This is a genomic window from Sphingomonas yantingensis, from assembly GCF_014199325.1.
GTDB lineage: Bacteria > Pseudomonadota > Alphaproteobacteria > Sphingomonadales > Sphingomonadaceae > Sphingomonas > Sphingomonas yantingensis.
The window spans coordinates 115,977-130,152 of sequence record NZ_JACIJJ010000001.1 but is presented as its reverse complement, the minus strand read 5'-3'; the positions used below and the strand labels follow the sequence as shown (position 1 = coordinate 130,152).

The 14,176-nt window shown below is 67.4% G+C and carries 10 protein-coding genes and 1 riboswitch; of the genes, 5 read left to right on the top strand and 5 right to left on the bottom strand.

Translation table 11 applies throughout. The features are described 5' to 3' along the window. Positions 1 to 125: 125 nt before the first annotated feature. The 5 genes from FHR19_RS00635 to gyrB all read left to right on the top strand — a co-directional run bounded on the left by FHR19_RS00635 (position 126) and on the right by gyrB (position 6,503). The gene (locus tag FHR19_RS00635) at positions 126 to 1,502 is read left to right on the top strand and encodes a DEAD/DEAH box helicase (RefSeq protein WP_184023277.1); all 1,377 of its coding nucleotides are present in this window, start codon (positions 126 to 128) and stop codon (positions 1,500 to 1,502) included. A 229-nt stretch (positions 1,503 to 1,731) separates the two neighbouring features. Then, positions 1,732 to 2,496 carry an OmpA family protein gene (locus tag FHR19_RS00630; protein ID WP_184023275.1) on the top strand — a complete coding sequence of 255 codons (765 nt, stop codon included), beginning with the start codon at positions 1,732 to 1,734 and terminating at the stop codon, positions 2,494 to 2,496. A 132-nt stretch (positions 2,497 to 2,628) separates the two neighbouring features. After that, positions 2,629 to 3,030, top strand: coding sequence for a Dabb family protein (locus tag FHR19_RS00625; RefSeq protein ID WP_184023274.1), 402 nt, complete (start codon positions 2,629 to 2,631; stop codon positions 3,028 to 3,030). Positions 3,031 to 3,077: 47 nt separating this feature from the next. After that, positions 3,078 to 3,968, top strand: coding sequence for a sensor domain-containing diguanylate cyclase (locus FHR19_RS00620; protein WP_184023273.1), 891 nt, complete (start codon positions 3,078 to 3,080; stop codon positions 3,966 to 3,968). 60 nt (positions 3,969 to 4,028) lie between these two features. Beyond that, complete coding sequence (gyrB, locus tag FHR19_RS00615) at positions 4,029 to 6,503, top strand: DNA topoisomerase (ATP-hydrolyzing) subunit B (protein WP_184023271.1); 2,475 nt, start codon at positions 4,029 to 4,031, stop codon at positions 6,501 to 6,503. 4 nt (positions 6,504 to 6,507) lie between these two features. Here gyrB and FHR19_RS00610 read toward each other — a convergent pair whose 3' ends face one another. The 5 genes from FHR19_RS00610 to FHR19_RS00590 form a co-directional block, all read right to left on the bottom strand. Further along, positions 6,508 to 7,536 (bottom strand): bile acid:sodium symporter family protein, encoded by a 1,029-nt coding sequence (locus FHR19_RS00610; protein ID WP_184023269.1) that lies wholly within the window; start codon positions 7,534 to 7,536, stop codon positions 6,508 to 6,510. Between the two features lie 79 nt (positions 7,537 to 7,615). Further along, positions 7,616 to 8,644: a methionine synthase gene (locus FHR19_RS00605; RefSeq protein ID WP_184023267.1), complete on the bottom strand. Its 1,029-nt coding sequence runs from the start codon at positions 8,642 to 8,644 to the stop codon at positions 7,616 to 7,618. Positions 8,645 to 8,671: 27 nt separating this feature from the next. After that, entirely contained in the window at positions 8,672 to 9,655 is a 984-nt protein-coding gene (locus FHR19_RS00600; RefSeq protein ID WP_184023265.1) for a putative oxygenase MesX, read from the bottom strand. A gap of 124 nt (positions 9,656 to 9,779) precedes the next feature. Next, positions 9,780 to 10,001, bottom strand: a riboswitch (cobalamin riboswitch). Positions 10,002 to 10,177: 176 nt separating this feature from the next. Then, positions 10,178 to 12,412, bottom strand: a complete 2,235-nt coding sequence (gene katG, locus FHR19_RS00595) for a catalase/peroxidase HPI (RefSeq protein ID WP_184023263.1) — start codon at positions 12,410 to 12,412, stop codon at positions 10,178 to 10,180. Between the two features lie 114 nt (positions 12,413 to 12,526). Beyond that, on the bottom strand, positions 12,527 to 14,161 hold the full coding sequence (locus FHR19_RS00590; protein ID WP_184023261.1) for a M28 family metallopeptidase: 1,635 nt from the start codon (positions 14,159 to 14,161) through the stop codon (positions 12,527 to 12,529). Positions 14,162 to 14,176: the final 15 nt, after the last annotated feature.

The following is a 14,176-nucleotide window of genomic DNA, read 5'->3' as shown; positions in this document are numbered from 1 at the left end:
GGGTTTCAAGACCCCGCCAGGCTCGCGTCGCCCAGCCAGCATCCCATGTCACGCGGGGCGCCTTTACGACCCGCCCGTCGTGCGCCCTTTGCTGTGCCCGGCGCGCCAGAATACGAGATACCCCCATGTCCTTTTCGACCCTCGGCCTTTCGCGGTCCGTGCTCGATGCGCTTGCGTCGAAGAACTACGACACGCCGACTCCCATCCAGAGCCAAGCGATCCCCGCCCTGCTCGAGGGCAACGACCTGCTCGGCATCGCCCAGACCGGCACCGGCAAGACCGCGGCGTTCATGCTGCCGTCGATCGACCGTCTGGTGAAGGCGAACGAGCGCCGCAAGCCGATGCGCTGCCGCATGCTCGTCCTTGCGCCGACGCGTGAGCTCGCCAGCCAGATCGCCGATTCGGCGCGCGCCTATGCCAAGTTCACCAAGCTCACGGTCGCGACCGTGTTCGGCGGCACCCCGATCGCGCGCAACCGCCGCGATACGGCTGCGGGCGTCGACATCCTCGTCGCCACGCCCGGCCGCCTGATGGACCTGATCGAGCAGCGCTGCATGAGCCTCGGCGATCTGGAAATCCTCGTCCTGGACGAGGCGGACCAGATGCTCGACCTCGGCTTCATCCACACGCTGCGCAAGATCGTGTCGATGCTGCCCGTCAATCGCCAGTCGCTGTTCTTCTCGGCCACCATGCCCAAGACGATCAAGGAACTGGCCGACAAGTTCCTGACCGATCCGGTCGAGGTGCGCGTCGCCCCGGTGAGCTCGACCGCCGAGCGCGTTGAGCAGTACGTTACCCACGTCAACCAGGCCGAGAAGCAGGCGCTGCTGACGCTGTTCTTCCAACGCAACGAGGTGGAGCGCGCGATCGTCTTTACCCGCACCAAGCACGGCGCGGACCGCGTGGTGAAGCTGCTTGCCTCGAACGGCATCGTCGCCCACGCGATCCACGGCAACAAGTCGCAGCCGCAGCGTGAAAAGGCGCTGGCCGAGTTCCGCGCGGGCAAGGTCAAGATCCTCGTTGCCACCGATATCGCCGCGCGCGGCATCGACGTGTCCGACGTCAGCCATGTCCTCAACTTCGAGCTGCCCAACGTCGCCGAGCAGTACGTCCACCGCATCGGCCGCACCGCGCGCGCGGGCAAGACCGGCGTCGCCTTCGCGTTCTGCGACGCCGAGGAGAAGGGCTACCTCCGCCAGATCGAGAAGCTGACGCGCCAGAGCATCAGCGTCGTGCCGCTCCCCGACAATTTCGAGGCGGAGAGCCACCGCATCAAGTCGAGCCGCGTCGGCCCGATCCCGGCAGAGCGTCCCGAGCGTCCGCGCCAGGAGCAGGGTCCGCGCCGTCCGCGCGCGACGCATGCGGCCAAGCCCGCGGGCGATCGCGCGGGTCACGGTGCCGGCCGCCCCGGCGGCCCGCGCGGTGGCCGCGGTCGTCCCGGCGGCGGTGGTCGCCCGGGCGGCGGCAATCGCCAGGGTGGCGGTGCCCGCGCGCAGGGTTGATCTGATTGAATTAAGAAGCGGGATCTCGGGTCGAGCCCGGGGCGACGGGTTTGGGGGCGTCACGCCTTTTACCTCCGTCACCCCGGACTTCATCCGGGGTCCCGCTTCTTTCTTCTTTCGACCGACCACCCGACCTTAACCTGCGATAAGCGGACCGGCCAGCAACGGTTCAAGCCTTCGGGCGTAGCGCCCACCGTCGGTTGCGGGGGCAGCTACGAAAGGTTTGAACATGGGTAACAAGCGTAACCTCATCCTCCTGTCGATGATCGGCGCGACTGCCAGCCCGGCGCTGGCGCAGAACTGGGACTGGTCGGGCGGTCGCCGCGGCCAGCCCGCGATCCGGCTGGTCGGCGCTGGCGTGCCCGCACTCTATCCCGAACTGCGCGCCAGCAACCGCGGTCGCGCGTTCGTCCTGCGCAACTTCGACCGCAATCGCGACGGCCGCATTCAGCCGATCGAGGCGCGCGAGGCCAATCGTGCGTTCGAGATCCTTGCCGACGGGCGCCGCGACCGCTTCGACTGGGAAGCGCGCGATCGGGGCGCAGTGGTCGTTGTGCGTGAGGGACCGGGCCCCTGGGATCGCGCGCGGATGCGCGGCTACGGCTTCCGTCAGACCCCGCGCGGCGCGACGATGACGCTGGCCGAGGAAGTGCTGTTCGCCACCGACAGCGCGGTGCTGCGCCCCGGTGCGATCGCCAGGCTCGAGCCGCTGGCCGATTACCTGCGCGCGACGCCGGGCGTGCGCGTCGCGATCGACGGCCACACCGATTCGCGCGGCACCGACGCGCACAACAACGCGCTGTCGCTGCGCCGGGCCGATGCCGTGCGCGCCGCGTTCGACCAGATGGGTGTCACCAGCGCGCGCTTCAGCACCAAGGGGTTCGGCGAGCGTCAGCCCGTCGCCACCAACGCCACCGCAGAGGGGATGCGCCGCAATCGCCGCGTCGAGATCACCCTGCTCGGCCGCCGCGCCGCCGAGTTCGACGGGCGCTGATTGGAACCGAGCCGCTCCGTGGCGACGCGGGGCGGCTCCTCCATCGTCCGACCGAGGCGAACGTCATGGCGGCACATTCGTCGCTTGGCATTTCCTATAGGATGCGCTTGGCTGCTCGAAAGGGAGAGCCAGATGCATACCATACTCAAGACGCTAGCCGGCGGACTGTTGATCGCCGCTTCGACCCTGCCGGCACAGGCGCGCCAGAGCGGCGCCATCGCCGAACGCCGCTTCATCCACCATGTCTTCTTCACGCTGAAGCGGCCGGGCAATATCGAAGATCGCGCGAAGCTGATCGCCGCCCTCAAGAAGCTCGCCGCGACGCCGACAATCCGCAGCTATCAGATCGGCCAGCATGCCGGGACGACGCGCGACGTCGTCCAGCGCGGCTATGATCTGTCGTGGACGCTCACTTTCGACAGTCCAGCCGATCAGGAAGCATATCAGGATCATCCGATCCATCTGGACTTCGTGCGCGACAATGCGGCGCTCTGGTCGAAGGTGGTCGTCTTCGACACCGTGCCCGCGGGCTGAACGACGCGGAAAACCGCGGATTAACCGTTCGCGCGCTAAGGGCGGGCATGGCCAGCCGCCCCGCCCCCCTTGCGCCAGTCACCCTGCCCGCCCCCATGCTGGTGCGCGCCGCGGCGCTGGCACAGGCGGGGGCGTGGCGCTGCGAGCTTGCCGATCAACGACTTTCGTGGACGCCGGCGGTGTTCGACCTGTTCGGAATCGACCCCGCACGACCGCTTGATCGGTGCGAAGCCGTCGAGCGGTACACCCCCGAATCGCGCCAGACAATGGAGCGGCTGCGCGCCGCGGCGATCGAGCGCGGCACTCCCTTTACCTTCGATGCCGAGCTGGTACCGGGCGACGGCGCGCGCCGCTGGGTCCGCGTCTGGGGCGAGGTCGAGCGGCACCACGGCCGTGCGGTCGCGCTCAACGGCTGGAAGCAGGACGTCACCGCCGAACGCGCGGCGATCGCGGCGCTGCGCGAGCGGGCGGACCGCGATGCGCTGACCGGCCTTGCCAACCGCGCGGCGTTCCGTGCGCGGCTGGAGGCGGGGGATGCCGGGGCGCTGCTGCTCCTCGATCTCGACGGGTTCAAGGGGATTAACGATGCGCACGGCCATGCCGCGGGCGATGCCTGCCTCGCGGTCGTGGGCGAGCGGCTGGCCAGCGCGTTCGGCGATGCGCACATCGCCGCGCGCCTGGGCGGCGACGAGTTCGCGATCCTGCTGCCCGATGCGGGCGAGGCGCGGCTGGCGGCGGCGCGGCGGATCGAGCGACGCGCGCGGATGCTGTCGCTGCCGGTCGAATGGGACGGCCGGTTGCTGCATTTCGGCGTGTCGGGCGGCCTCGCCTTTGTCGATGCGGGGCGGCTGGCCGATCCCGATGCGTGGATGCGCGATGCCGACGGCGCGCTCTATGCGGCGAAACGGCTGGGCAAGGGGCGGATCCGCATCGCCTGAGGGGGCCGAAACGGCCCATTTCGCTTTCGTTACACAGCGCTCGCGCCTATATGATGGTGCATGGCAACCACCAACGAAAACGAATACGGCGCCTCTTCGATCAAGGTGCTGAAGGGCCTCGACGCGGTTCGCAAGCGGCCGGGCATGTATATCGGCGATACCGACGACGGTTCGGGCCTCCACCACATGGTGTTCGAGGTGAGCGACAATGCGATCGACGAGGCGCTGGCCGGGCATTGCGACCGGATCATCATCCAGTTGAACGCCGACGGATCGGTCAGCGTCGAGGATAACGGCCGCGGCATCCCCACCGGCATCCACCCAGAGGAGGGCGTGTCGGCGGCCGAGGTCATCATGACCCAGCTGCATGCGGGCGGTAAGTTCGAGAACACCAGCGACACCAACGCCTACAAGGTGTCGGGCGGCCTGCACGGCGTCGGCGTCAGCGTCGTCAACGCGCTGTCCGAATGGCTCGACCTCAACATCTGGCGCGACGGCGAAGAGCATTACATGCGCTTCCGCCACGGCGATGCAGAGGCGCCACTGCGCGTCCTGGGCCCCGCGCCGGAGGGGAAGAAGGGGACGCGCGTCACCTTCCTCGCCTCACCCGAGACGTTCAAGATCACTGAATACGACTTCGACAAGCTCGAGCATCGCTATCGCGAGCTCGCCTTCCTCAATTCGGGCGTCCGCCTGTTCCTGCGCGACGCGCGGCACGAGGAAGTGAAGGAAGTCGAATTGTTCTACGAGGGCGGCATCGCCGCGTTCGTGAAGTATCTCGACCGCAACAAGCAGCCGCTGATGCCCGATCCGGTCGCGATCGCGGGCACGCGCGACGACGTGACGATCGACGTCGCGCTGGAGTGGAATGACTCGTATTACGAGAACGTCCTCGCCTTCACCAACAACATTCCGCAGCGCGACGGCGGCACGCACCTAGCCGCGTTCCGCGCGGCGCTCACCCGCACGATCAACAATTATGCCGACAAGTCAGGTCTCCTGAAGAAGGAGAAGGTCACGCTGACCGGCGACGACATGCGCGAGGGGCTGACCGCGATCGTCAGCGTCAAGCTGCCCGACCCCAAGTTCAGCTCGCAGACCAAGGACAAGCTCGTCAGCTCCGAAGTGCGCCAGCCGCTCGAGGCGCTGATGGCCGACAAGCTCGCCGAATGGCTGGAGGAAAACCCCGCCGTCGCCAAGCAGATCATTCAGAAGGTGATCGACGCCGCCGCCGCGCGAGAGGCGGCGAAGAAGGCGCGCGAACTGACCCGGCGCAAGGGCGTGATGGACATTGCCTCGCTCCCCGGCAAGCTCGCCGACTGTCAGGAGCGCGACCCCGCCAAGTCCGAGCTGTTCCTGGTCGAGGGTGACTCGGCCGGCGGGTCGGCCAAGCAGGGCCGCGACCGCCATTTCCAGGCGATCCTGCCGCTCCGCGGCAAGATCCTGAACGTCGAGCGTGCGCGCTTCGACCGGATGCTGGGCAGCCGCGAGATCGGCACGCTCATCCAGGCGATGGGCACCGGCATCGGCCGCGACGACTTCAACCTCGCCAAGCTGCGCTATCACAAGATCGTCATCATGACCGACGCCGACGTCGACGGCGCGCATATCCGCACGCTTTTGCTCACGTTCTTCTACCGCCAGATGCCCGAGATCATCCAGGCAGGGCACCTCTACATCGCCCAGCCGCCGCTCTATAAGGCGACCAAGGGCCGGTCGGAAGTGTACCTCAAGGACGACGCCGCGCTGGACGAATATCTGGTCGAGGCGGGCGTGGGACTGAATGTGCTGGAGGGTGCGACCGGTACGCGCGCGGATCAGGACCTGCGCGGTCTCGTCGATCATGCTCGCCGGATGCGCACGCTGATGCGCTACGTGCCGCGCCGCTACGACCCCTCGATCATCGAGACGCTGGCGCTGGCCGGCGCGCTCGATCCCGAGGCCTCGCGTGAGGTGCGCGCCGAGCGGCTGATCGAGGCAACCCGCCGCCTCGACCTTGCCGACGGCGAGGGCAAATGGTCGGCGGAGATGAGCGAGGAAGGCGGCTTCCACTTCCGCCGCCTGTGGCGCGGGGTGACCGACCACCACATCATCGAGGCGACCTTCCTCGCCTCCGCCGAGGCGCGCAAGCTCCACACGCTCGCTGCCGAGGAAGCGCAGACCTATGTCAGCGCCGCCAAGCTGGTCCCCGCGCGGTCGGCGCAGGCCGTCGAGGCGAGCGAGGGCGAGGAAGAGGCGATGACCGTCGCCAAGGGTGAGACGCTCGTCGGCCGCCCCAGCCAGCTGCTCGAGGCGATCCTCTTATCGGGGCGCAAGGGCCTGTCGATCCAGCGCTACAAGGGGCTGGGCGAGATGAATGCCGAGCAGCTCTGGGAAACGACGCTTGATCCGTCGGTCCGCTCGATGCTCAAGGTCGCGATCGACCAGGCCGACGTGGCGGACGAGATCTTCACCCGCTTGATGGGCGACGTGGTCGAACCGCGCCGCGAGTTCATCCAGGAAAACGCGCTGAGCGTCGCCAACCTCGACGTCTGACGGATCACCGGCGGTGGGCGCGAACCGGCGCGCCCGCCGCTGTTGCCGTCATTGCCGGGGCGGGATCCTTGGCCCGCTGCGCATAGCGCCGGGCGAGCGCGGCGCAGACCATGAGCTGCATCTGGTGGAACAGCATCAGCGGCAGCACGATCAGGCCGACAGCGCTTGCCGGAAAGATGATGTTGGCCATCGGCAGGCCGCTCGCCATGCTCTTCTTCGATCCGCAGAACACGATCGCGACCTCGTCCTCGGTCGTGAAGCGCAGGAGGCGGCTGGCCGCCGTGGTCGCGGCGAGCACGATCGCCAGCAGCACGAGGTCGAGGACGATGACGAGCGCCAGGCTCTGCGGCGTGACCCGGCCCCAGATGCCGGCAACGACGCCCGCGCTGAACGCCGAATAGACGACGAGCAGGATCGAGCCGCGGTCGACGGCCATCGTCAACATCCGCCGGCGCTCCAGCCATTCGCCGATCAGCGGGCGGGCGAACTGGCCGATCACGAACGGCAGCAGGATCTGGAGCGCAATCTCTCCCACCGCATCCAGCGACATGCCGCCGCCCCCGGCACTCAGAACCATCGTCGCCAGCAGCGGGGTGATGACCACGCCCGCCAGGTTCGAGAGCGAAGCACAGCACAGCGCCGCGGGCACGTTGCCGCGCGCGATCGAGGTAAAGGCGATCGACGACTGCACCGTCGAGGGCAGCAGCGAAACGAACATGAGCCCGGTGACGAGGCCGGGGTCGAGATGCCCGGCGGCGAGCTTGGCGATCCCGAAGCCCAGCAGCGGAAAGAGGACGAACGTCGTCGCGAACACGAGCGATTGCAGCCGCCAGTGGAGGATGCCCGCCCAGATCGCCTGACGCGAAATCCGCGCGCCGTAGAGGAAGAACAGGAGCGCGATGGCGGCGTGGACGATGATGTCGAGCACGTCCTTCCCCGCGCCGCGGGCGGGCAGGATCGCGGCGATCGCCACCATCCCCATGATCGCGAGGATATAGGTGTCGATCCGCAGTCGGCGGAAGATGGCGTTCATCGTCGATCTTTCGGTCGTGCGTGTCAGGGCGTCCCCCTTGGCCACTGTGGCTCCCTTATGGAAGCCGTGGCGGCCTCGATCAGGCCGACAGCTCGGCACGGACGATCGCCGCGCCGGCGCCCAGCGCCGCGAGCTTGCCGCGCGCGACCGCGCGGGGCAGCGGTGCCATCCCGCAATTGGTGGCGGGATAGAGCTTGTCCGCATCGACATAAGCAAGCGCGGCGCGCAGCGTCTCGGCGACTTTCTCCGGCGTCTCGACGTCGTGGATCGCCACGTCGATCGCGCCGACCATCACCTTCTTGCCGCGGACGAGCTCGATCAGCTCCATCGGCACGCGCGAGTTCCGGCATTCGAGCGAGATGATATCGATCGCCGACTTTTGCAGGTTGGGGAAGGTCCGTTCGTACTGACGCCATTCACTGCCGAGCGTCTGCTTCCAGTCGGTATTCGCCTTGATGCCATAGCCGTAGCAGATGTGGACCGCGGTTTCGGCCTTCAGCCCCTCGGCCGCGCGTTCCAGGGCGGCGATGCCCCAGTCGTTCGCCTCGTCGAAGAAGACGTTAAAGGCCGGCTCGTCGAACTGGACGATATCGACGCCGGTGGCCTCCAGCTCACGCGCTTCCTCGTTGAGGATGCCGGCGAATGCCCAGGCCAGCTTTTCGCGGCTTCGGTAGTGCGCGTCGTACAGCGTGTCGATCATCGTCATCGGCCCGGGCAGCGTCCATTTGATCGGCCGATCGGTCTGCGCGCGCAGGAAGCGGGCATCCTCGACGAAAACCGGCTTCGGGCGCGAGACGGCGCCGACGACCGTCGGCACGCTGGCATCGTAGCGATTGCGGATGCGCACCGTCTCGCGCTTCTCGAAGTCGACGCCGTCCAGTTGCTCGACGAACGTCGTGACGAAATGCTGGCGCGTCTGTTCGCCGTCGCCGAGGATGTCGATGCCCGCCTGCCGCTGGTCGTCGACCGCGAGGCGCAGCGCATCCTGCTTGCCCATGGCGAGTTCCTCGCCGGACAGTTTCCAGGGGGACCAGAGGGTCTCGGGCTGTGCGAGCCAGGCGGGCTTGGGCAGGCTGCCCGCGGTGGTGGTCGGCAACAAGGTCGTCATGGGAAATACCTTCGTGAATGCGGGGGATCAGCGGCCGGCGGTCGCTGACCAGCGGCGGAGCGCTTCGGCATGCGGCCTGATGAAATGCGCTTCGGCGAACCGGCCCTGCTCGACGGCGAGGCGGCTGCGCTCCTCCCGGTCGTAGACGATGCGGGTCAGCGAATAGTCCTGCGCGGTCAGGCTCGGCTGATAATGTTCCGCGGCCACCGAGTTGGCGTTGTAGATTTCGGGCCGGTAGATCTTCTGGAACGTCTCCATCACCGCGATCGCGCTGGCGAGTTCGAGGTCGCTGTAGCCGCCGACCAGATCGTCGATGTGATAGAAGGCGAACGGCGCGACGCTGTGCGGCGGCATGAAGTAGCGGGCCTTCATCCCCATCTTCTCGAAATAGCGATCGGTCGGCGACAGCGCGTCGGTGCGGTATTCGGCGCCGAGGATCGGATGGACGTTGGCGGTGCGATTATAGACCGCCTTGCTCGACACGCTGAGGCAGATGACCGGGGGCTTGCGGAACCGGTCGCGATAGGCGGCGGAGCCGACGAACTGCCGGAACAGCTGGCCGTGGAGGTCGCCGAACCCTTCCGGCGCGTCACGGCCCCCGGCGCGGAGATGATCGGGCAGGACGACGCTGAAGTCGTAGTCGCGGACATAGGACGAGAAATTGTTGCCGGTCATGCCGTCGTGGCGCTCGCCACTGATCCGGTCGGTCACCTCGCTATGTAGGATCTCGATCAGCGGAAACGGTTCGTCCGCCGCGCCATCGCCGAGCGTGAGGGCGGCCGAGACGATGCTGAGCGCCAGCGAATAGCGATCGCCCCGGGGATTGTCCCAGTGCATCAGCGCGTTGAACCGCCGGTCGATCATGACGAGCGTGTTGGAGAGGTTCGCCCGGCGGCTTTCCCCGCGCGCCAGATTGGCGAAGTTGGTGGTGATCCGTGTGTTTTCGGCGGGGCGATAATCCTCGTCGAACGGGATGCTGTCGATCGTGAACCTGAAGCCGCTGTCCGTCATGACTCACCTGTCTTGGCGGACGGAAGTCAGGCGAAAGCGCACCCGGCGACGGCGATCCCGGCGGTGGGTCGCCTTGGATCGACGCTTTCCAAGCGCGATCCACCGGAGGAACCCCCGTCCGAGGAACGTTATGGCGTCGAAGGCAGGTCTCCTGGCTCACGGGTCAACGCGGTGGCTCCGGCCTTCCCGGGCGCCTTGCGGGCACCCAGTGACACGAGATGAAGCCGCCGCTCGCCGCTTACAGTTGCGGGGGCAGCGCCGGATTCCGTCCCGAAGGACGCCACCGGCTTCCCGTCTTAGCCCCATCGCCACGCCTGGGATGGGGAACCTTGACGCACCCGTTCAACACGCTCGGATAACGCCTGTCAATACTGATATAAAGATATGCTTATATCCTGATGCGAGCGTCGAAGTGCAGGACATGACGCGTCACAAACGAACGACGCCCCCGAACCGAGGGGCGCGGGGGCGTCGTCGCAATCGAAAATGTCGGCGCGGGGAGCGATCCCCGCGCCCCGTTCGTCAGGCCGGCTCGGCAATGCCCACCGGCTGGACGCTGTCCGCCTTTTGCGTAAGGTCGAAGCGGTCGGCGTTCATCACCTTGGTCCAGGCCGCCACGAAGTCGCGCACGAACTTTTCCTCGTGCCCGCGCTCGGCATAGACCTCGGCCACCGCGCGCAGCTGGCTGTTCGATCCGAAGATGAGGTCGGTGCGCGTCGCCTTCCACCGCTCGTGCTTGCCCGCGCGGTCATAGCCGATGAACTCCTCGTCCGCGCTCGTGTCGACGACCTTCCAGAAGGTGTCGTTGTTGAGCAGGTTGACGAAGAAGTCGTTGGTCAGCTGGCCCTTGCGGTCGGTGAACACGCCCTCCGGCGCATCCTTGTAGTTCGCGCCGAGGACACGAAGCCCGCCGAGGAGCACCGTCATCTCGGGCACCGACAGGCCGAGCAGCGAGGCGCGGTCGAGGAGCAGTTCCTCGGTCTTCACCGTCTGCTTGGTCTTGAGGAAGTTGCGGAAGCCGTCGGCGACGGGCTCCAGCGGCTCGAAGCTCTCGGCATCGGTCCATTCCTGCGTCGCGTCGCCGCGGCCGCCGGTGAACGGCACCTCGACATCGAAGCCGGCGTCCTTCGCCGCCTTCTCGACCGCCGCCGTGCCGGCGAGGACGATCGCGTCGGCGACCGACAGGTTGCCGCGAAGCTCCTCGATCTTGGCGAGGACCGCCGACAGTTCCTCGGGCTCGTTCACCTTCCAGCCGCGCTGCGGCTCGAGGCGGATGCGCGCGCCGTTGGCACCGCCGCGATGATCGCTGCGGCGATAGGTCGAGGCCGAGGCCCAGGCGGTCTTGACCAGATGGCCCACGGTGAAGCCGGCGTCGAGGATCTTCGCCTTGAACGCGGCGACGTCGGCGTCCGACGGCGTCGTGCCGGCGGGGATCGGATCCTGCCAGATCAGGTCCTCTTCGGGCACTTCCGGCCCGAGGTAGCGGACCTTGGGACCCATGTCGCGGTGGGTGAGCTTGAACCAGGCGCGGGCGAAGGCGTCCTTGAACGCCTCGTGATCGCGGCGGAAGCGCTCCGAAATCTCGCGGAACTCGGGATCGACCTTCAGCGCCATGTCCGCCGTCGTCATCATCGTCGGCACGCGCTTGTTCGGATCATGGGCCGCCGGCGCCATGTCCTCTTCCTTCTGGTTGATCGGCTGCCACTGCTTGGCGCCCGCGGGGCTGCGGACGAGCTCGTAGTCATAGTCGAGCAGCAGGCGGAAATAATTTTCCGACCACTCGGTGGGGGTGTTGACCCACGACCCTTCGATGCCGCTGGTGATCGTGTGCTCGCCGAAGCCGGTGCCATGCGCGCTCGCCCAGCCGAGGCCCTGGAGCGCGATGTCCGCACCCTCGGGCGCCTCGTCGATCAGCGTCGGGTCACCCGCGCCATGCGCCTTGCCGAAGGTATGGCCGCCCGCGGTCAGCGCGACGGTCTCCTCCGAGTTCATCGCCATGCGCTTGAAGGTTTCCTTCATGTCGCGTGCCGACTGAAGCGCGTCGGGCACGCCGCCCGGCCCCTCGGGATTCACATAGATCAGGCCCATCTGGATCGCGGCCAGCGGCTGCTCCAGCTCGAGCTCTTCCTCGGGCAGAATGCGCGTCTTGTTGTCGGGGTGGCCGACGAACTGCTCTTCCGAACCCCAGTAGATGTCCTTTTCGGGCTCGAATACGTCGGCACGCCCGCCGCCGAAGCCGAACACCGGGCCGCCCATCGATTCGATCGCGACATTGCCGGCGAGGATGAAGAGGTCAGCCCAGCTGATGTGCTTGCCGTACTTCTGCTTGATCGGCCACAGCAGGCGGCGCGCCTTGTCGAGGTTGCCGTTGTCCGGCCACGAGTTGAGCGGGGCGAAGCGCTGCTGCCCGCTGTTCGAGCCACCGCGGCCGTCGGCGGTGCGGTACGTGCCCGCCGCGTGCCACGCCATGCGGATGAACAGACCGCCGTAATTGCCATAGTCGGCCGGCCACCAGGGCTGGCTGTCGGTCAGCAGCGCCTTCAGGTCCGCCTTCAGCGCGTCATAGTCGAGCTGCTTGAACGCCTCGGCATAATTGAACTCGTTGCCCATCGGGTCGGGCGAGGTGCCGCCTTGGTTGAGCACTTCGAGCGGCAGCGAATCGGGCCACCAGTCCTTGTTGGTGCGGCCGAGCAGCGACCGAACCGTGGTCGGCCCGTTGACCGGGCAGCCACTCATCTCTCCGGTTTTCGCGTCCATTCAGGGTCTCCAACTAGAATCAGGCTTTCCCCCTACGCGCTCCGGCGCGATCGGTTTAGCCAATTGTCTCGCTTACACTCGGCGAGAAACTCGATTGTGACAGCGCGGCCGGTTTCAGCGGCGGACGGCGGCGCTCCGTTCCCGTACGCCCTTGAACTCCGATCCCGCCTTCCAGGTCGGCCAGCGGGTCGAGGTCGCCAGCTCCTGTGCCAGCGTGCCGACCAGTTCGATATCCTGTGCAGCCCCGGTCAGGTCCCAGCTTTCGTCCCACGCATCGCACGCCTGATGATAGCATTGGCCGGTATAGCGATCGATCCACGCCTGTCCCGCCGCGCGTCCGCCGACCTTGAGGTCCGACGCACCCGCAATGCCCATCTGGAGCAGCACGGGCACGCCGCGCTTGGCGAAGGAGAAATGGTCAGCGCGATAGAACAGCCCGCGCTCCGGCAGGCTTTCGGGCGTCACCGTCCGCCCCTGCGTGCCCGCGATGCGCGCCATGTCGTCCTCCAGGCTGTCCTGCCCCTCGCCGACCAGCACCACGTCGTTCGCCGCCCCTGCGGTCTGTAGAATGTCGAGCGCGAGGTTCGCGACGGTTTTTTCCATCGGATAGACGGGATTGGCGGCGTAATATTCGCTGCCCAGCAAGCCGCGCTCCTCGGCGGTCCAGAAGGCGAAGACGACGCTGCGGTCGGGCTTCGGCCCCGCCTTCATCGCGCGGGCGATTTCGAGGAGGCCAGCGACGCCTAGCGCGTCGTCGTTGGCCCCGGCGCGATAGATGCGCCCCTGCGCGTCGGGCGCACCCTTGCCATAAGCGTCCCAGTGCGCGCCGAGCGAGACCACCTCGTCGGGGCGCTTGTTGCCGGGAATGCGGGCGAGGACGTTGTGGCTGTCGACCGTCTCGTGTTTCACCGCGACGTCGGCGCTGAAGGTCGCGCCTTTCAGCGGCACCGGGCGGAAGTCGGCGCGGCGCGCGGCGATGCGCAGCTTGGCGAGGTCCTGTCCGGCGCGCTGGAACAGCGACGATGCCGCCGCGCCCTCGATCCATCCTTGCAGGCGCAGGCTCGTCACGTCCCTGGGTGCGCGGACGATGTCGTAATTCTCGCCGCGCGGGCTGACGACGACGTTCCAGCCATAGCCCGCACCCGGCGTGTCGTGGACGATCAGCGCGGCGATCGCGCCGCGGCGCGCGGCTTCCTCGAACTTGTAGGTCCAGCGGCCGTAATAGGTCATCGTCCGGCCGCCGAACTTGCCGGCGACCGGCTCCCCCGCCTTGGCCTCGAAATCGGGATCGTTGACGAGGAAAACGGCGACCTTGCCCTTCAGGTCCACGCCCTTGAAATCGTCCCAGCCGCGCTCGGGTGCGGTGACGCCGTAGCCGACGAACACCATCGGCGCCTTGTCGATCCGCGCGCGATCGTCGGGGCGGATGGTCGAGACGTAGATCTGCTTGCCGCGCTCGATCGGCTGGTTGCCGAACGCGAGGGTGCCGTCGCCGAGTTCGGTGTGGAGCAGCGGCACCTTCTGCGTCCACTGGCCATCGGGACCGCCGGGTTCGAGCCCCGTCTCCTTCACCCGGGCGACGAGATAGTCGATCGTCTTCTTCTCGCCCGCGGTGCCGGGCGCGCGCCCTTCGAACGCGTCGGAGGCGAGCGTCCTTACATCCTTCGTTATGCGGGCCGTGTCGACCTTGATCTGGGCAATGGTGGGGGCGGCGAGAAGGCCGGCGGCTAGGATCAGGCGCGTGTACATGCACCCCACCCTAGC

Excerpts from the sequence above, each read along its gene's own strand:
- FHR19_RS00635 (WP_184023277.1), top strand. The coding sequence starts at position 126 with ATGTCCTTTTCGACCCTCGGCCTTTCGCGGTCCGTGCTCGATGCGCTT.
- FHR19_RS00630 (WP_184023275.1), top strand. The coding sequence starts at position 1,732 with ATGGGTAACAAGCGTAACCTCATCCTCCTGTCGATGATCGGCGCGACT.
- FHR19_RS00625 (WP_184023274.1), top strand. The coding sequence starts at position 2,629 with ATGCATACCATACTCAAGACGCTAGCCGGCGGACTGTTGATCGCCGCT.
- FHR19_RS00620 (WP_184023273.1), top strand. The coding sequence starts at position 3,078 with ATGGCCAGCCGCCCCGCCCCCCTTGCGCCAGTCACCCTGCCCGCCCCC.
- gyrB (WP_184023271.1), top strand. The coding sequence starts at position 4,029 with ATGGCAACCACCAACGAAAACGAATACGGCGCCTCTTCGATCAAGGTG.
- FHR19_RS00610 (WP_184023269.1), bottom strand. The coding sequence starts at position 7,536 with ATGAACGCCATCTTCCGCCGACTGCGGATCGACACCTATATCCTCGCG.
- FHR19_RS00605 (WP_184023267.1), bottom strand. The coding sequence starts at position 8,644 with ATGACGACCTTGTTGCCGACCACCACCGCGGGCAGCCTGCCCAAGCCC.
- FHR19_RS00600 (WP_184023265.1), bottom strand. The coding sequence starts at position 9,655 with ATGACGGACAGCGGCTTCAGGTTCACGATCGACAGCATCCCGTTCGAC.
- katG (WP_184023263.1), bottom strand. The coding sequence starts at position 12,412 with ATGGACGCGAAAACCGGAGAGATGAGTGGCTGCCCGGTCAACGGGCCG.
- FHR19_RS00590 (WP_184023261.1), bottom strand. The coding sequence starts at position 14,161 with ATGTACACGCGCCTGATCCTAGCCGCCGGCCTTCTCGCCGCCCCCACC.